This is a genomic window from Corynebacterium frankenforstense (assembly GCF_030211955.1).
GTDB classification, from domain to species: Bacteria; Actinomycetota; Actinomycetes; order Mycobacteriales; family Mycobacteriaceae; genus Corynebacterium; species Corynebacterium frankenforstense_A.
On sequence record NZ_JASODI010000008.1, the window covers coordinates 39,029 to 56,735 of the forward strand.

Annotated in this window: 10 protein-coding genes and 1 pseudogene; 10 read left to right on the top strand and 1 reads right to left on the bottom strand. The window is 69.3% G+C overall.

The window, feature by feature from the left end; translation table 11 throughout:
* Positions 1-426: 426 nt before the first annotated feature.
* Positions 427-1,617: an esterase/lipase family protein gene (locus tag QP119_RS05520; RefSeq protein WP_284774294.1), complete on the bottom strand. Its 1,191-nt coding sequence runs from the start codon at positions 1,615-1,617 to the stop codon at positions 427-429.
* 386 nt (positions 1,618-2,003) lie between these two features.
* Between QP119_RS05520 and rplJ the strand changes: the two genes are divergently transcribed.
* The 10 genes and pseudogenes from rplJ to QP119_RS05565 all read left to right on the top strand — a co-directional run bounded on the left by rplJ (position 2,004) and on the right by QP119_RS05565 (position 17,679).
* Positions 2,004-2,519 (top strand): 50S ribosomal protein L10, encoded by a 516-nt coding sequence (rplJ, locus tag QP119_RS05525; RefSeq protein WP_284774296.1) that lies wholly within the window; start codon positions 2,004-2,006, stop codon positions 2,517-2,519.
* Positions 2,520-2,624: 105 nt separating this feature from the next.
* Positions 2,625-3,011 (top strand): 50S ribosomal protein L7/L12, encoded by a 387-nt coding sequence (rplL, locus tag QP119_RS05530; protein WP_284774298.1) that lies wholly within the window; start codon positions 2,625-2,627, stop codon positions 3,009-3,011.
* A gap of 430 nt (positions 3,012-3,441) precedes the next feature.
* Positions 3,442-5,034, top strand: a complete 1,593-nt coding sequence (locus QP119_RS05535) for a choice-of-anchor M domain-containing protein (protein WP_284774300.1) — start codon at positions 3,442-3,444, stop codon at positions 5,032-5,034.
* Positions 4,968-6,323, top strand: coding sequence for a choice-of-anchor M domain-containing protein (locus QP119_RS05540; RefSeq protein WP_284774302.1), 1,356 nt, complete (start codon positions 4,968-4,970; stop codon positions 6,321-6,323). Before QP119_RS05535 ends, QP119_RS05540 begins: the two co-directional genes overlap by 67 nt.
* 10 nt (positions 6,324-6,333) lie before the next feature.
* Entirely contained in the window at positions 6,334-7,530 is a 1,197-nt protein-coding gene (locus QP119_RS05545) for a DUF3068 domain-containing protein (protein ID WP_284774304.1), read from the top strand.
* 331 nt (positions 7,531-7,861) lie between these two features.
* Complete coding sequence (locus tag QP119_RS05550; protein WP_284774306.1) at positions 7,862-11,356, top strand: DNA-directed RNA polymerase subunit beta; 3,495 nt, start codon at positions 7,862-7,864, stop codon at positions 11,354-11,356.
* Between the two features lie 144 nt (positions 11,357-11,500).
* Positions 11,501-15,508 carry a DNA-directed RNA polymerase subunit beta' gene (locus tag QP119_RS05555; RefSeq protein WP_284774308.1) on the top strand — a complete coding sequence of 1,336 codons (4,008 nt, stop codon included), beginning with the start codon at positions 11,501-11,503 and terminating at the stop codon, positions 15,506-15,508.
* A 203-nt stretch (positions 15,509-15,711) separates the two neighbouring features.
* Complete coding sequence (locus QP119_RS05560) at positions 15,712-16,023, top strand: hypothetical protein (protein WP_284774311.1); 312 nt, start codon at positions 15,712-15,714, stop codon at positions 16,021-16,023.
* Positions 15,959-16,390, top strand: coding sequence for a choline/carnitine O-acyltransferase (locus QP119_RS11850; RefSeq protein ID WP_423777762.1), 432 nt, complete (start codon positions 15,959-15,961; stop codon positions 16,388-16,390). The genes QP119_RS05560 and QP119_RS11850 overlap by 65 nt, the downstream gene beginning before the upstream one ends.
* Positions 16,275-17,679 (top strand): annotated as a pseudogene (locus QP119_RS05565) (choline/carnitine O-acyltransferase). Before QP119_RS11850 ends, QP119_RS05565 begins: the two are co-directional and overlap by 116 nt.
* Positions 17,680-17,707: the final 28 nt, after the last annotated feature.

The window sequence follows — 17,707 nt, forward strand, 5'->3', positions numbered from 1 at the left end:
GCCTTTCTACTGAAAGCGTACTGAAAATCAGTTCCAAGGAAACTAAAGTTCAATATAAAGAACTCTTGTGTGTGGGGCAAGAGCGGGCTGTGTGGTGTGTGTCTCTGGGGTGGGGGCGGGGTCTGGTGGACCTGGGTCAGTGGTGGGCGTGGGCCGGTGGTGGATCTGGGCCGGTGGTGGGCTTGGGCCGATGGCTCCGCCTCAGCCAGCGGCGGGCCGGCTCGGTCGTGGGCCGACTCGGTGGTGCGGGGCACTGGGGTGGTGGCGGGCCGGCTCGGTGGTGCGGGGCACTGGGATGGTGGCGTGCTGGCTCGGTGGCGTGCTGGCTCAGCGTCAGATTGTGCGACGCCGCGGGCGCACACTCTGACGGTCCCGCGACCGTTATGTGAAAAGGTGCAGGTCAGCGGGGTGTCGAAAATCGGGCCGTCAGTTTGTGCGATCCCCTCGTCGCACACTCTGACGTGCTCTACGTCGGCGGGGGAGGCGGACCTGCGGCAGGCGGTGGGGGAGGCGCACGCGCGGCAGGCGGCGGGGGAGGCGTACCCGCGGCAGGTGGCGGGGGAGGCGTACCCGCGGCAGGCGGCGGGGGAGTGCCCCGAAGAAGGGCAGGACGGTGCCGGCCGCGGCGGGATGGGCGGCCCGGTAGTCCTCGGCGTCATCGGAGAGCGCCTCGAGGACCAGGTCGATGACGTGCGGGGAGTAGAGCATGGCCAGGTGGTCGCTGAAGTCGGCCAGCGCGCCCTGCTGGACCACCACATTGCGCACCCGCGCGCCGGGGCCGGCCTCGAGGAACTGGGTACGCCACGGGGTCACCACGGTGTCGTAGCGGGTGCACAGCATCGTGTACTCGACGCCGGGAACGGTGTCGCCGTAGCGGTTGAGGTGCGCCATCGCCGGCGAGCCGACCAGCTGGTCGAGTGCGGCCTGTCCGCCGATGAGGCGCAGGATCCGCGTGCCGAGCTCGCCGCGCCGGGTGCGGGTGGCGCCGGTCCGAGGATGGGGCCCGGGCTCAGCCCCGGGCCCGGCGACGTCCGCGGCGCCGGGGCCGACGGTCTCCGCGTCGGCGACGCCGGCCCGGCCGAGGCCCAGGATCCGGGGCAGCCACGAGTAGGTGCCGTGGTTGCTCCCGCCCAGGCCGATCACGCGGCGCACCCGGTTGCGGGCCGGGTCCTCGGCGTCCGCGCCGCCGGAGTCCGTCAGGTACATCCGCGCCTGCGCCACGCCCTGCGAGTGGGCGACCAGGTCGACCTGCCGCGCCCCGGTGCGATCGAGCACCTCGTCGATGAAGGCCGCGACCTCGGCGCGCGAGTCGAGCAGGCCGCGGGTGCCGTGCACCCCGGGCAGCCGCCCGGCCAGGCTCGAGGTGTCGCGGCCGTAGTCGAAGCAGAAGACCGCGTGGCCGGCCGCCGCCAGCCGCGGGGCGAGCATCTCCCAGGTGTTGTAGGAGTTCATCCAGGTGCCGTGGATGAGCACCACCGGCACGCGCCCCTCGAGCGGCTCGTCCCAGCGGTTGACGCCGCGCGGGCTGCGGTCGGGGTGGATGAACGAGCGGATCCAGGTGCCCAGGAAACTCGCCGCGGCCTGCGCGTCGGCTCCGGCGTCTCCACTTCGCTGCATGCCAGCCAAGCTACCGCCGCAGCGCCCCGGCCGCCCCGGCGCGGGGTCATAAGGCGATCCGCCGAGGCAGGGGAACGACCCCGCACACTCCCCGTCCCGCACCGCGATTTGGTCGCGGGGCAAACGCCGGGTACGCTTCACACCCGAAGTTTGAACGGCGGCGTCGCCCCGCGCGGGCGTCGGAAATCGCCGAGCTCAAGTTTCACCTAAGACCGTCGGTCACCCGGGCAACCGGGTCGAAGGTTCCCGGGAGACCGGGACGGCCCACGCAGGAGACACTTGGAGCCCACATCCTGTGGCCCCGTGCTCCCTGCACGGGGTTTTTCCTTTGGGAAGGACCCCGGGCGGACAAACCGCATACGTTCACGAGGAAGGAGGCGAAGTACATGGCGAACCCGAAGAACGAGGCCGATCTCAAGGCCCTGCAGAACCGTTTCGCGGAGGCCGACAGCGTGGTGCTCACCGAGTACCGCGGGCTGACCGTCGCCCAGACCACCGAGCTGCGTCGCTCGCTGGGCCCGGACGTCCAGTACTCCGTCGCCAAGAACACCCTTCTCAAGCTGGCCGCCAAGGACGCCGGTGTCGAGGGTCTTGACGAGTACCTCAACGGCCCGACCGCCATCGCCTTCATCAAGGGTGAGGCCGTCGACGCCGCCAAGGCGCTGAAGAAGTTCGCCGAGGCGAACGAAGCGCTCATCGTCAAGGGTGGCTACATGGATGGCAACCCGCTGACCCCCGACCAGGTGAAGGCCATCGCGGACCTCGACAACCGCGAGACCACGCTGGCGAAGCTGGCCGGTGCCATGAAGGGCAACTTGGCCAAGGCCGCCCGCCTGTTCAACGAGCCCGCCGGTCAGGTCGCACGCCTGGCTGGTGCGCTCCGCGACAAGCAGGACGCCTAACCCACTTTTCACAACCCCACACACCTTCCGCCCCCGGCCGCCGCTACCGAACCGGCCACCGCGCCACCGGTCGCCGAGGGCAACAACACAGAAAGGAAGCCCGCCATGGCTAAGCTTTCCAAGGACGAGCTCATCGAGGCCTTCAAGGAAATGACCCTCATCGAGCTCTCTGAGTTCGTCAAGGAGTTCGAGGAGGTCTTCGAGGTCTCCGCCGCCGCGCCGGTCGCCGCCGTCGCCGCCGCCCCGGGTGCCGAGGCCGGCGCCCCCGCCGAGGAGAAGGACGAGTTCGACGTCGTGCTCGAGGATGCCGGCGCCAAGAAGATCGGCGTGATCAAGGCTGTCCGCGAGATCGTCTCCGGCCTGGGTCTGAAGGACGCCAAGGACCTCGTCGAGGCCGCCCCGAAGGCCGTCCTCGAGGGCGCCAACAAGGAGGACGCCGAGGCCGCCAAGACCAAGCTTGAGGAGGCTGGCGCCACCGTCACCCTGAAGTAGTCCACTTCAGGGCCGGTAGGGCTCAATTACCGACGTCGCGTGCGTCGGCCTAGTGTCCGACCGAGCGCTTTACCCGCACCCGCCGCATTGCGCGGCGGGTGCGGGTTTTTCGTGTGCCTGGGGGGGGGTGGGCGGTAAGCGGGGGAGCGGGGTGGGGTCGGCCGGCTCGACAAAATGTGGACCAAGTTGAGGAAGGGGAGAAATTCTCCTGGGGAAACGCGGGCGGCGCGGAAACCTGGTGCACATTTTGTCGGGGCCGGGGTCGGTTCTGGGACTGTATTGAAAATTGTTTTCACCCGTTCGGGGATTACCGGTGGGTTTTCAATAATGAAAACAGGTGTCAATAGACTACCTTCGGACTGTCAACGAGCCGTCCATCCTCGCACGGAAAGGCAGTCCCATGCTCCGAGTCCGCTCTCTCCCCGCGTTCGTGGCTGCGGCGGTCCTCTTCGCGATGGTCGCCTGCGCCGGCTGGACCTGGACCGCCGGGGCGCGCCTCGGGGGCGGGGGTGCGGGCGCCCCGGTGACGCCAGTCGCTCCGGTGGCCCAGGAGCGCGTCGAACTCGCCGAGGGGCACGTGGACGCCTTCAACGTCACCGCCGAAGGCGGCGGGCTCCACCTGAACCTCAAGGAGGACGTCACCGGCTCGCACGTCACCCACGACCCGACCGATGTGCTCCTGCGGGTGAAGGACGAGGTCTACAGCGAGGAGGTCGCCGACGTGCCGGAGATCGGCGAGCCGGCGTACTTCCTGCCGCAGACTCCGGACCCCAAGAAGAACACGCTCTGGCCCGGCTGGGACACGCTGGGTGTGGCCGCCGGCGGCTTCGAGGCGGTCGACATCGAGTTCGAGGAGATCGACGGCCCCGGCGAGGTGCACCTCTTCCAGACGAAGGACTTCGGTGGGGTCAGGCCCGTCGCCGAGTCGACGCTCCTGGAGAGCGGCTCGGTGATCCATCAGGGCTTCCCGTCGCACACCCACGCCAACTGGGTCTTCACCGAGCCCGGCGTCTACCGGATGACCGTGCGGGCCACCGTGGGCGACGTCTCCTCGGAGTCGGCGACCTACACCTGGCTCGTCGGCGATGCCACGGAGGCGCCCGCTGACCCGCGCGACGAGGGCGGGAAACTGACGATGGCCGTGGTCAACGGCCAGCAGGTCGAGCCCGCCGAGGAATCCTGCCTGCGCCTGGCACCCGACGCGGACACCTCGGACACGGAGGTCTCGCGCTTTCGCCTGCCCGACAACCCGGCGCTGAGATTCCTGGGCCGGCCCGGCGACGTGCTCTGGATCGGCCCGCAGCGGATGCCGTTCCTGCAGAACTTCCGCCCGCTGTGGGCGGGCATCGGCGCCTTCGACCCGGCTCACGAGTACGAGGTGCCCACCGACTTCGAGAACGGCGAGGTCACCTTCGAGCTGACCGACTTCTCCGGGCCGGAGGGCGGTCAGGTGCACAACTTCTTCGGCCGCTTCGGTGACGCGGAGATGGAGCGGATGTTCGGCGCGCCCGAGGGAGCGAAGAGCTTCACCGCGCCGGTCGGCTCGCACGGCCACTACAACTGGACGTTCAGTAAACCCGGCATCTACAGCTTCACCTGGAAGGTGCGCGGCAGGCACACCGACGGCACCGAGGGGGTCTCCGAGGAGGTCACCCAGACGTGGCTGGTCGGCTCTGACGAGCAGGTCGGCCTGCCCGAGGGCACCACCACGGACCTCAACGAGATCACCGAGCCGGTCGAACCCGAGTCGACCGATCCGTCCGACAACGGGACGCCGGGGGAGACCGGCGCACCGGGCAAGAGTGAGGAGCCGAGCGCGCCGAGAAACCGGAGGAGACCGGCGAGCCCACCAAGCCGGAGAAGCCGGGGGAGTCGGGCTCCACGGAACCGAGCCCGAGTGACCCGGGAAGCGGTGACGCGACCGCCGGCTGGCGCCACCCCATCAGCTCCGGGCACATGGACCTCGCGCTCGGCGCGGAGGGCGGCAGGCCCTCCGTCTATCTCAAGGACCAGGAGGACGTGACCAACGAGCAGCGCCGAGGCTCCGGCACCTTCACCTTCCTGGTCCCGGACACCGCCCGTAAAGATGTCGGAGGCAAGATCCCGGGCATCGACGGAAAAGCCTGGGTCCTGCCGGACGTCCTGGACCCCAACCTGCCCTGGGTCGGCTTCTCGACGACCGACGCCGGCAACGCCGTCAGCGAGTCCGACCCGGTGACCGTGCGCATCGCGGAGTTCACCGGCCCCGGCCGCATGGTCACCACGCACTCGAGTCTCTTCGGCAAGAGCACTGTGGAGCTCGACTCGGACGACAAGAACTCGAGTGTCACGTACGGTCCCAACGCACACGACCACCAGGCATTCGTCTTCACCGAGCCCGGCGAATACACGGTCACCTTCAGCTTCACCGGCACGTTCGCCGGCGAGAATCTCGACGAGCGCCTCGAGGTGCACTTCGCGGTCGGTGACGAGGCGGTCGCGGCAGCCAAGGACGATGCCCCGGACGACGCCGACGGCCTGGATCAGGCCTTCAGCGGTCTGAACAAGGCGATCGAGAAGCTCGGCGACGCACTGGTCAAGGCCGTCGGGTCGTTCTTCGGCGCCGGCTCGGGCGACGCGCGCCGGGACGGGACCACCAAGACCCGGCCGACGTCGAAGGCCGCCGAGCCGACCTCGACGAACCGGAAGGGGAAGGTGTTGGGCGAGACCGCTGCCCCGACATCCGCGAATGGATCCGGAAAGGTGACCGGGAAACCGGCATCCGGTGGAAAGCCCGCGTCCGGCGGTGGTTCCGCCTCGGCCGGCGGGTCGAGCTCCGGGGCCAAGACCGGTTCCAGGTCGGAGCCGCAGGCGAAGTCCGCGCCCAAGGGCTCAGTCACCGAGGCAGACAAGTCGCCGGCTCAGGCGAAGTCCCCCGCGTCCCCGAAGTCCTCTAAGCCGTCGAGCTCGCCGAAGGCGTCGAAGGCATCGCAGTCGAGCGGCTCCGGTGGCGGGATGCGCCGCCTCGGTGAGGACGACGTGGACGGCAAGGACGCGGCCGGAAAGAACCGCAAGAGCAAGGACGGCGGCGCGAATTCCGTCCGGGTCGACCGCGCCGGCACACGCCCCGGTGTCGCCGAGGCGGAGGCGGCGGCCACCGGAAGCCTCGGAACGCCGGACTGGTGGTCCGGCCTGGTCCTCGGACTCGGTGTCGCGGCGCTCGTCGCCGGGCTGATCATGCTGTTCAACGCCCGTCGCGCCGTCCGGGAGGCCCGCGAGGGCTACGCCGACACCGCGCGCGGCGCATCGCAGGGCCCCTGGGGCGCCGGGTAGACTCGCGGCCATGCTGCCGAAGTCCCGAGTCGTCTCTGCCCTGCTGGTGGGGCTTGGAGTCGCGCTGCTGGTCGCGGGGCTCCTCGCCCCGCGACTGCTGCCCGCCGACGCCCGCCTGCCCCTCGACATCGGCCAGCAGACCTGGACCGTGCACGACGACTCCGCGCGCACCCGGCTGATGACCGACCCTGACGGGCGGGTGCTCGACTCGCCGGTCTCGCGCCAGTACCACCTCACCCTCGAGGAGCCCTCGGATGATGACACCGTCTCCGTGCGCGTCGGCTCGACGCTCTCGCGCGACAGCCTGCAGGACGACGCGGACCGCCTGATCACCGCCGGCGTGTGGAACTGGCGGATGGACCGTCTCTCCGGCCGGCCCGAGGGAGCGGCGCTGCTCAGCGACCAGCTGGCCAGCCCGACCACCGAGGTCGACATGGGCGGGGTGTGGCTGAAGTTCCCCGCCGACGCCCAGCAGACCACCTACGACGTCTTCGACGAGACCCTGCGTGAGGCCCACCCGGCGGAGTTCCAGGAGGAGCTCGAGATCGACGGCCGCGAGGTCTACCGCTACCACCAGGTCATCGAGCCGGCCAACGTGCGCGAGCGCTACGCCGGCGTCTTCAACGAGACGCGTCTGCCCGCGCCCGAGCCGCCCGCCGCGCCCGCCGAGGGAGAGCCCGCTGAGGGCGAAACCCCCGAGGGCGAGGCACCGGCTCCGGAGGAGGGCGCCCAGCCCGAGGCGCCGGAGGGAGAGAACCCGGAGGGCGAGGCCCCCGACGGTGAGTCCCCGGCGCCTGCGGCCCCGGCCGACACGGGGGAGAAGGGGTACCTCTTCCACTCCGCCGAGCGTGACTACTATGTCGACCAGACCACGGGCCTGGTGGTCAAGATCGACGAGAAGATCGACGACTACTACGGCACCCCGGACGGGCAGAAGGTCCAGGAGGTCCTCGAGTTCGACGGAACCATGGACGACTCTCAGGTCTCCGAGCTTCTCGACGCCGCGTCCGAGGCCGACGCCGCCGGCGCGACCGTTCCGGTCTCCTGGGCGCTCGGAATCATCGGCGCACTGGTCGCGCTCCTCGGCGTCCTCGGTTCCTTCGGCGTCTTCGGCGGACGACGCCGGAACGGTGAGGACCGTCGGGCCGCGCGCAGCGCCGACGACGGGGACCGCCCGGCCGCGCGCCGGGTCACCCGCTCCGAGTAGCGGCCGGCGCGCTGCTCCCGGCGCTTCGCTCCCGGCGCACCGCCGCTGGCCGCCCGGAAGGGAAAACCTCGCATTCCGGGAGCGCACGGGCGCGCGCCGACGACCCTTAACACAGTCCTTGCGTGAGCGCCATACGTGGTATAGGCTATTTCTTTGCGCTGGAATCCGCCGCCGGTGCCGCACCGCCTTGCTGACGCCTCAAATTTACGAGGCGATTTGACAAGGTGATTTTGTGCTATCCGGGGGCGGGGATTCCAAAGCAGAGAAAAATGCTAATCTACCAGCGGATATGCCGCCGCCCGCGCCCAGGCGGCCAGGCTCTCCGCACGAGGTGCTGGAAGGACCCATCTTGGCAGTCTCCCGCCAGACCAAGTCAGTGGCCGACATCCCTGGCGCGCCCAAGCGCCACTCTTTCGCTAAGTACACGGAGCCCATCGAGATCCCGGGGCTCCTCGATCTGCAGCGCGAGTCTTTCGCCTGGCTGATCGGAACGCCGGACTGGCGTGCCCGCAAGCAGGCCGAGCGCGGCGAGGACGCCGTCGTCGGCAGCGGCCTCGAGGACATCCTCAACGAGCTCTCGCCGATCGAGGACTACTCCGGCAACATGTCTCTCTCGCTGTCCGAGCCGCGTTTCGAGGACGTGAAGTGCTCCATCGAGGAGTGCAAGGACAAGGACATCAACTACGCGGCCCCGCTGTACGTTACCGCGGAGTTCATCAACAACGAGACGCAGGAGATCAAGTCCCAGACCGTCTTCATCGGTGACTTCCCGATGATGACCGACAAGGGCACCTTCATCGTCAACGGCACCGAGCGTGTCGTCGTCTCGCAGCTGGTCCGCTCGCCCGGCGTCTACTTCGACCGGACCATCGACAAGTCCACGGAGCGCCCCCTGCACTCCGTGAAGGTCATCCCGTCGCGCGGTGCGTGGCTCGAGTTCGACGTCGACAAGCGGGACACCGTCGGCGTGCGCATCGACCGCAAGCGTCGCCAGCCGGTGACCGTCCTGCTCAAGGCGCTCGGCTGGACCACCCAGCAGATCACCGAGCGGTTCGGCTTCTCCGAGCTGATGATGTCCACCCTCGAGAACGACGGCGTGGAGAACACCGACCAGGCCCTGCTCGAGATCTACCGTAAGCAGCGTCCGGGCGAGCAGCCCACCCGCGAGCTGGCCCAGTCGCTGCTCGACAACGCCTTCTTCAAGCCGAAGCGCTACGACCTGGCCAAGGTCGGCCGTTACAAGGTCAACCGCAAGCTCGGCCTGGGCGGCGACCACGACGGTCTGATGACGCTGACCGAGGAGGACATCGCCACCATCCTCGAGTACCTCGTCCGGCTGCACGCCGGCGAGCGCGAGATGACCGCCCCCAACGGCGAGACCATCCGCGTCGAGACCGACGACATCGACCACTTCGGCAACCGTCGTCTGCGTACCGTCGGCGAGCTGATCCAGAACCAGGTCCGCGTCGGCCTGTCCCGCATGGAGCGCGTCGTGCGCGAGCGCATGACCACCCAGGACGCGGAGTCGATCACGCCGACCTCGCTGATCAACGTCCGCCCGGTCTCCGCCGCCATTCGCGAGTTCTTCGGCACCTCCCAGCTCTCGCAGTTCATGGACCAGAACAACTCGCTGTCGGGCCTGACCCACAAGCGCCGCCTCTCGGCCCTGGGCCCCGGCGGCCTGTCGCGTGAGCGCGCCGGCATCGAGGTCCGCGACGTCCACCCGTCGCACTACGGCCGCATGTGCCCGATCGAGACCCCTGAGGGCCCGAACATCGGCCTGATCGGCTCGCTGGCCACCTACGCCCGCGTGAACTCCTTCGGCTTCATCGAGACGCCGTACCGCAAGGTCGTCGACGGCAAGGTCACCGACACCGTCGAGTACCTCACCGCCGACGAGGAGGACCGCTACGCCATCGCCGAGGCGAACACCGCGGTCAACGCCGACGGTGAGATCGTCCAGGAGCGCATCGAGGTCCGAGTCAAGGACGGCGACATCCAGGTCACCGGCCCGCAGGGAGTCGACTACCTCGACGTCTCGCCGCGCCAGATGGTCTCCGTGGCCACCGCTATGATTCCGTTCCTGGAGCACGACGACGCCAACCGTGCCCTGATGGGCGCGAACATGCAGCGTCAGGCCGTGCCGCTGCTGCGCTCCGAGTCCCCGTACGTGGGCACCGGCATGGAGAAGCCGGCCGCCTACGACGCCGGCGACCTCATCATCTCGAAGCACGCCGGCGTGGTCGAGGACCTCGCCGCCGACTTCATCACCGTGATGGACGACGAGGGCTCCCGCCACACCTACATCCTGCGCAAGTTCGAGCGCACCAACCAGGGCACCTGCTACAACCAGACGCCGCTGGTCAACATCGGTGACCGCGTCGAGGTCGGCCAGGTGCTGGCCGACGGCCCCGGCACCGACCAGGGCGAGATGTCGCTGGGCCGCAACCTCCTGGTCGCGTTCATGCCGTGGGAGGGCCACAACTACGAGGACGCCATCATCCTCAACCAGCGCATCGTCGAGGAGGACATCCTCACCTCGATCCACATCGAGGAGCACGAGATCGACGCGCGCGACACCAAGCTGGGCGCCGAGGAGATCACCCGCGAGATCCCGAACGTCTCCGAGGACGTGCTCAGCGACCTCGACGAGCACGGCATCGTGCGCATCGGCGCCGACGTGCGCGCCGGTGACATCCTCGTCGGCAAGGTCACCCCGAAGGGCGAGACCGAGCTGACCCCGGAGGAGCGCCTGCTGCGCGCCATCTTCGGTGAGAAGGCCCGCGAGGTGCGCGACACCTCCCTGAAGGTGCCCCACGGCGAGACCGGCAAGGTCATCGGCGTGCGCCGCTTCTCGCGTGAGGACGACGACGACCTGGCCGCGGGCGTCAACGAGATGATCCGCGTCTACGTCGCCCAGAAGCGCAAGATCCAGGACGGCGACAAGCTCGCCGGCCGCCACGGCAACAAGGGTGTCGTCGGCAAGATCCTGCCGCCGGAGGACATGCCGTTCATGGAGGACGGCACCCCGATGGACATCATCCTGAACACCCACGGTGTCCCGCGTCGTATGAACATCGGTCAGGTCCTCGAGACCCACCTCGGCTGGCTCGCCGCCGCCGGCTGGCACGTGGACCCGGACGACCCGAAGAACGAGGAGCTGCTCAAGACGCTGCCGGAGGACCTCTACGACGTCCCCGCCGGTTCGCTGACGGCCACCCCGGTCTTCGACGGCGCGAGCAACACCGAGATCGCCGGCCTGCTGCAGAACTCGCTGCCCAACCGTGACGGCGACGTCATGGTCGACGGCGACGGCAAGACCCGCCTCTTCGACGGCCGCTCTGGCGAGCCCTTCCAGTACCCGGTCTCGGTCGGCTACATGTACATGCTGAAGCTGCACCACCTGGTCGACGAGAAGATCCACGCCCGCTCCACCGGCCCGTACTCGATGATCACCCAGCAGCCGCTCGGTGGTAAGGCCCAGTTCGGTGGCCAGCGCTTCGGCGAGATGGAGGTGTGGGCCATGCAGGCGTACGGCGCGGCCTACACCCTGCAGGAGCTGCTGACCATCAAGTCGGACGACGTTGTGGGCCGCGTGAAGGTCTACGAGGCGATCGTCAAGGGCGACAACATCCCGGACCCGGGCATCCCCGAGTCGTTCAAGGTGCTGCTCAAGGAGCTGCAGTCGCTGTGCCTGAACGTGGAGGTACTCTCCGCCGACGGCACGCCGATGGAGCTCTCCGGCTCCGACGACGACGACATGGAGGGCTCGTCGCTGGGCATCAACCTCTCCCGCGACGAGCGTTCCGACGCCGACATCGCATAACCACGGCGACCCCCGCCCACGGGTGAGAACCGCACCGCGCAACTGACGCGGCGTCGGCAATCACCCGGGGCAGGGGCCTCACACCGTCAAGTTCTCTTACCGCCATTTCAATCCCTCCCCCAAGGGGAGGTGAAAGGGAGTTACGTGTTCGACGTAAACCTCTTCGACGAGCTTCGCATCGGCCTGGCCACCGCCGAGGACATCCGCCGTTGGTCCAAGGGCGAGGTCAAGAAGCCGGAGACCATCAACTACCGCACCCTCAAGCCCGAGAAGGACGGCCTGTTCTGCGAGCGCATCTTCGGGCCGACCCGCGACTGGGAGTGCCAGTGCGGCAAGTACAAGCGCGTCCGCTACAAGGGCATCATCTGTGAGCGCTGCGGCGTCGAGGTGACCAAGTCCAAGGTGCGCCGTGAGCGCATGGGCCACATCGAGCTGGCCGCGCCGGTCACCCACATCTGGTACTTCAAGGGCGTGCCCTCGCGCCTGGGCTACCTGCTGGACCTGGCGCCCAAGGATCTCGAGCGCATCATCTACTTCGCCGCCAACATCATCACCAGCGTCGACGACGAGGCCCGCCACGCGGACCTCGAGGACCTCGAGGCGGAGATGCTGCTGGAGAAGCAGGACGTCGAGCACGACGCCGACTCCGAGATCGCCGAGCGCTCCAAGAAGCTCGAGGAGGACCTCGCCGAGCTCGAGGCCGCCGGCGCCAAGGCCGACGCCCGCCGCAAGGTGCAGAACGCCGCGGACAAGGAGATGCAGCACATCCGCGAGCGCTCCGAGCGCGAGATCGAGCGCCTCGACGAGATCTGGAACACCTTCGTCAAGCTCGCCCCGAAGCAGATGATCATCGACGAGTCCATCTACGAGGAGCTCGTCGACCGCTACGAGGACTACTTCACCGGTGGCATGGGCGCGGAGGCCATCCAGACCCTGATCCGCAACTTCGACCTCGACGCCGAGGCCGAGAGCCTGCGCGAGACCATCGCCAACGGCAAGGGCCAGCGCAAGATGCGCGCCCTCAAGCGCCTGCGCGTGGTCGCCGCCTTCCAGCGCTCCGGCAACGACCCGGCCGGCATGGTCCTGGACGCGATCCCGGTCATCCCGCCGGAGCTGCGCCCGATGGTGCAGCTCGACGGCGGCCGCTTCGCGACCTCCGACCTCAACGACCTCTACCGTCGCGTGATCAACCGCAACAACCGCCTCAAGCGCATGATCGACCTCGGCGCCCCCGAGATCATCGTGAACAACGAGAAGCGCATGCTGCAGGAGTCCGTCGACGCGCTGTTCGACAACGGCCGTCGCGGCCGTCCGGTCACCGGCCCGGGCAACCGCCCGCTGAAGTCGCTGTCCGACCTGCTCAAGGGCAAGCAGGGCCGCTTCCGTCAGAACCTGCTGGGTAAGCGTGTCGACTACTCCGGCCGTTCCGTCATCATCGTCGGCCCGCAGCTCAAGCTGCACGAGTGCGGCCTGCCGAAGCTGATGGCCCTCGAGCTGTTCAAGCCGTTCGTGATGAAGCGCCTGGTCGAGCACGACTACGCGCAGAACATCAAGTCCGCCAAGCGCATGGTCGAGCGTCAGCGCCCCGAGGTGTGGGACGTGCTCGAGGAGGCCATCTCCGAGCACCCGGTGATGCTCAACCGCGCCCCGACCCTGCACCGCCTGGGCATCCAGGCCTTCGAGCCGAAGCTCGTCGAGGGCAAGGCCATCCAGCTGCACCCGCTGGCCTGTGAGGCCTTCAACGCCGACTTCGACGGTGACCAGATGGCCGTGCACCTGCCGCTGTCCGCAGAGGCGCAGGCCGAGGCCCGCATCCTGATGCTCGCCTCGAACAACATCCTGTCGCCGGCCTCCGGTAAGCCGCTGGCCATGCCGCGACTGGACATGGTCACCGGCCTGTACTTCCTGACCATGTACAAGGGCCCGGACGAGCTGGGCGGCCAGGGCTGCTACGTCGCGCCGTCCGAGGACCACCCGGCCGAGGGCGTCTACACCAACATGGCCGAGGCGATCATGGCGCGCGACCGTGGCGTGCTGGGCCTGCAGGCCCCGATCCACGTGCGCATCTCCCACCTGCGTCCGCCGGAGGAGATCGAGAAGGAGCAGTTCCCGGAGGGCTGGCAGCGCGGCCAGACCTGGCTGGCGGAGACCACGCTCGGCCGGATCATGTTCAACGAGTTGCTGCCGTGGGACTACCCGTACCGCGAGGGCGTCATGATCCGTAAGGGCGGCGGCTCCGGCAAGATCCTGCTCGGCGACGTCATCAACGACCTCGCCGCGAAGTACCCGATGATCACCGTCGCGCAGACGATGGACAAGATGAAGGACGCCGGCTTCTACTGGGCCACCCGGTCGGGTGTGACCATCTCCATGGCCGACGTGCTCGTCCTGCCCAACAAGCACGAGATCCTCGAGCGCTACGAGGAAGAGGCCCGCCAGATCGAGCGCAAGTTCTGGGATAAGGGTGCCCTGACCGAGCGCGACCGCTACGACCGCCTGGTCGAGCTGTGGCAGACCGCCACCAACGAGGTCGGCGAGGCCGTCGAGGCCCTGTACCCGGACGACAACCCGATCCCGATGATCGTGAAGTCGGGCGCCGCCGGCAACATGCGTCAGATCTGGACCCTGGCCGGCATGAAGGGCATGGTCGTGAACTCGCGCGGTGAGTACATCACCCGCCCGATCAAGACCTCCTTCCGTGAGGGCCTGTCGGTGATGGAGTACTTCAACAATTCCCACGGTTCCCGTAAGGGCCTGGCCGACACCGCCCTGCGTACCGCCGACTCCGGTTACCTGACGCGTCGTCTGGTCGACGTCGCCCAGGACGTCATCGTCCGCGAGGAGGACTGCGGCACCCGCCAGGGCGTGCGCGTCCCGGTCGCCGAGGAGCTCCTCGACGCCGAGGGCAACGTCACCGGCTACGCGCCGCACCCGCTCAACGAGACCACGGTCGCCGGCCGCGTCCTGGCCACCGACGCCTCGAACGCGGACGGCGAGGTCGTCCTCGAGGCCGGTTCCGACCTCAACGAGACCAACATCAACAAGCTGGTCGACGGTGGCGTCACCGAGATCAAGGTCCGCTCCGTGCTGACCTGTGAGACCCCGGCCGGCGTGTGCGCGAAGTGCTACGGCAAGTCGATGGCGACCGGCAAGCTGGTCGAGATCGGCGAGGCCGTCGGCATCGTCGCCGCCCAGTCGATCGGTGAGCCCGGTACCCAGCTGACGATGCGTACGTTCCACCAGGGCGGCGTCGGCGGCGACATCACCGGTGGTCTGCCGCGTGTCCAGGAGCTGTTCGAGGCCCGCGTGCCGAAGAACTGCGCCCCGATCGCCTCGGCGGCCGGCACGGTGCACCTCGAGGACCAGGGCAACTTCTACACCCTGCGTCTCTCGCCGGACGACGGCGGCGACGACATTGTCTACGAGAAGCTGTCGAAGCGCCAGGGCCTGGCCCAGGTGCGTCGTCCGATGGAGTCCAACCCGCAGGCCACCATCGAGCGCGCGCTGCGCGAGGGCGACCACGTCGAGGTGGGCGACCGCCTGCTGCGTGGCCCGGCCGACCCGCACGACGTGCTCGAGGTCCTCGGCCGCCGCGGGGTGGAGAAGCACCTGATCGACGAGGTCCAGGCGGTCTACCGCACCCAGGGTGTGTCCATCCACGACAAGCACATCGAGATCATCATCCGCCAGATGCTGCGTCGTGGCACCGTCATCGATTCCGGTTCCACCGAGTTCCTCCCGGGCACCCTGGTGGACCTCTCGGAGGCGAAGGCCGCCAACGCGGAGGCCCTGGCCTCCAACGGCGACCCGGCCGAGCTGCGCAGCGAGATCATGGGCATCACCAAGGCCTCGCTGGCCACGGAGTCCTGGCTGTCGGCGGCCTCCTTCCAGGAGACCACCCGCGTGCTCACGGACGCCGCGATCAACAAGCGCTCCGACAAGCTGATCGGCCTGAAGGAGAACGTGATCATCGGCAAGCTGATCCCGGCCGGCACCGGCATCTCGCGCTACCGCAACATCTCGGTCAAGCCGACCGAGGCGGCGCGCAACGCCGCGTACCCGATCCCGACCTTCGGCGAGTCGATCTACGGCGACGACTTCGGTGGCGAGTTCACCGGCGCCTCCGTGCCGCTCGACGAGTTCGAGATGTAGTCCGCGCCTGAGCCGCGCCCGGCGCCCCGTCCTCCCCAGCGGAGGGCGGGGCGTCGTCGCGTCTGCCTGCGGTTTGGCGGGCCGCCGGGCCGTTACACACAAACCACACAAGTTCACACAAAATACACATCCACACACAACCGTGGTGCATGAGTGACGCTTGGAGAGTGCAGTGTCCGCGGCCACCTTGTACCCTCGCGGCCATGAACATCGGTTGGGGAGAGATCGCGCTGATCGGCCTGGTGCTGCTGCTCCTGGCGGCCTGCGGTGTGGTGCTGGTGCTCGTGCTGCTCTGGTCGGCGCGCGGCTACGACCCCCGCCGCACCGGCAAGCGCCGCTTCCGCGAGAACGACCCGGCCATGAGGGACCCGCAGCTGGGCGGCATAGCCGCCTGGTACGCTGGCGACGCGCGTCCGGCCCCGGGCGCGGCCCGGCCGCAGCACCCGCAGGATGGCTGGGGGCACCCGGAGCCCGGAACCGCTGACGGGCAGGACGGCGCGGGTTCGAACCGGTAGCCTGGCGCGGGTGAAGCCACTTCCCGTGCCACCCCTCAACGACACGCTCGAAAGCACCCTGAGCTGCGTTGACGCCGTAATTGACGACGCCGCGCCCACCCACCGTCTGGCCCACGACTTCGCCGTGGGCGCAGGTCCACGCATCCAGGAGGCCCTGGAGAACTACGCCGCCGAGCGCGCGGCCGCCGGCTCCAGCTGGGCTCGCCGAGCGCTGGCTGGACGGCTACCTGGTCACCCGGGAGCCGCTGCCGCTGAGCTCGAACGTCTCGTTCCAGATCAACCTGGAGACCTACTCCCGCGGGGTGGAGCGTCTCGCCGAGGTGGTGCACGCCGCGGCCCGCGTCCACCTCGCCGAGGCCGCCGGTGAGACCGGCGCCCGCTTCGACGCGCGCGGCAACGATCTGGCCGCCGGGCAGTGGGACTGCCTGCGCGGCGGCATCCGCGTGCCGGGCCGTCCCGCGCGCCGAGCTGGCGGCCGGGTTCGCCCGGATCCTGGCGGCCAACGGTGGTTCCGCCCCGGACGGAGTGGGGGAGGAACCCGGATTCACCGACGCCTCCTACCGTGGCAGCGGGGACGACAGGTTCCGCGCCTGGCTCACCGAACCCGGCAACACGGACGTGCACGAGCGGCTCTCCCGCGCGCTCTTCTGCGTCTCGGTGCCCGCCCCCGGAGACGCCTCGATGGCCGGGGTGACCGATGAGGCCGGCCGGCTGCGCGCTGGCGCCTTCGCCACCGGTCACTACTGGACGTATAAGCCCCTGACCTACGAGCTGGCCGCCGACGACTCCGGCTGGGCCGCACTGCTCGTCGAGCACTCCACCGTCGACGGCGCCACGCTGGTGCAGACCGTCGCCGACATCCAGGCCGGGCTCGCCGGCGCCGACGCCGGCGACCGGGCAGACGCGCTCGCCGCAACCGACACCGACGGTGCGGGAACCGCCGCGGGGGAGGGGCGCGACGTCGGCAATCGGGCGCCGCAGGAGCTGACGTGGACCCGCGACCTCGCCGCACCGGAGCACGCGCTGCCGGACCTGGAGATCCGGCGGGTGGCACGGCCGCGGCCGAAGAACATGAAGCTCAGCGCCGACGCCTACGCGCAGCTGGTCATGACCGTCGCGCAGCTCGCCGCCTACGGGCGGGTGCGGGCGGTCTACGAGGCCGTCGACATGCGCGAGTACGCCGCCGGGCGCACCGAGTGCCTGCGCCCGGTCACCCCGGCCGCCGTCACGTTTGCCCGCACGCTGCCGGCGGGCTCGGCGGACCGTGCCGGGCTCCAGGCGGCCCTCGACGCCCACCGTGACTGGGTCAAGGCCTGCAAGACCGGCCGCGGCGTGGACCGGCACCTGTGGGCGCTCGGCTGGACGGCGCAGGAGCTGGGGGAGGACCCCGAGTTCCTGCGGGATCCGGGGCTGGCCGCCGCGTGCACCGACTTCCTGTCGACGACCTCCGTCGGCTCGGACGTGCAGGTGGTGCGCTACGCCTTCGCGCCGACCACGCCCGGCGGCTTCGGGATCTGCTACACGCCGCTGGCGGACGCGGTCGAGTACACGGTCACCTTCAGCGCGGACACCGAGCGCCCGGAGGCGTTCCTCGACGCGCTGGGCGAGGCGGCCGGACGGCTCGCGGGGTTCATCACCGGGCTCGACGCGGCCTGACCCGTCCGAGGGGAGCGTTCCCCGCACC

Excerpts from the sequence above, each read along its gene's own strand:
- QP119_RS05545 (WP_284774304.1), top strand. The coding sequence starts at position 6,334 with ATGCTGCCGAAGTCCCGAGTCGTCTCTGCCCTGCTGGTGGGGCTTGGA.
- rplJ (WP_284774296.1), top strand. The coding sequence starts at position 2,004 with ATGGCGAACCCGAAGAACGAGGCCGATCTCAAGGCCCTGCAGAACCGT.
- rplL (WP_284774298.1), top strand. The coding sequence starts at position 2,625 with ATGGCTAAGCTTTCCAAGGACGAGCTCATCGAGGCCTTCAAGGAAATG.
- QP119_RS05540 (WP_284774302.1), top strand. The coding sequence starts at position 4,968 with ATGGACCTCGCGCTCGGCGCGGAGGGCGGCAGGCCCTCCGTCTATCTC.
- QP119_RS05560 (WP_284774311.1), top strand. The coding sequence starts at position 15,712 with ATGAACATCGGTTGGGGAGAGATCGCGCTGATCGGCCTGGTGCTGCTG.
- QP119_RS05520 (WP_284774294.1), bottom strand. The coding sequence starts at position 1,617 with ATGCAGCGAAGTGGAGACGCCGGAGCCGACGCGCAGGCCGCGGCGAGT.
- QP119_RS11850 (WP_423777762.1), top strand. The coding sequence starts at position 15,959 with ATGGCTGGGGGCACCCGGAGCCCGGAACCGCTGACGGGCAGGACGGCG.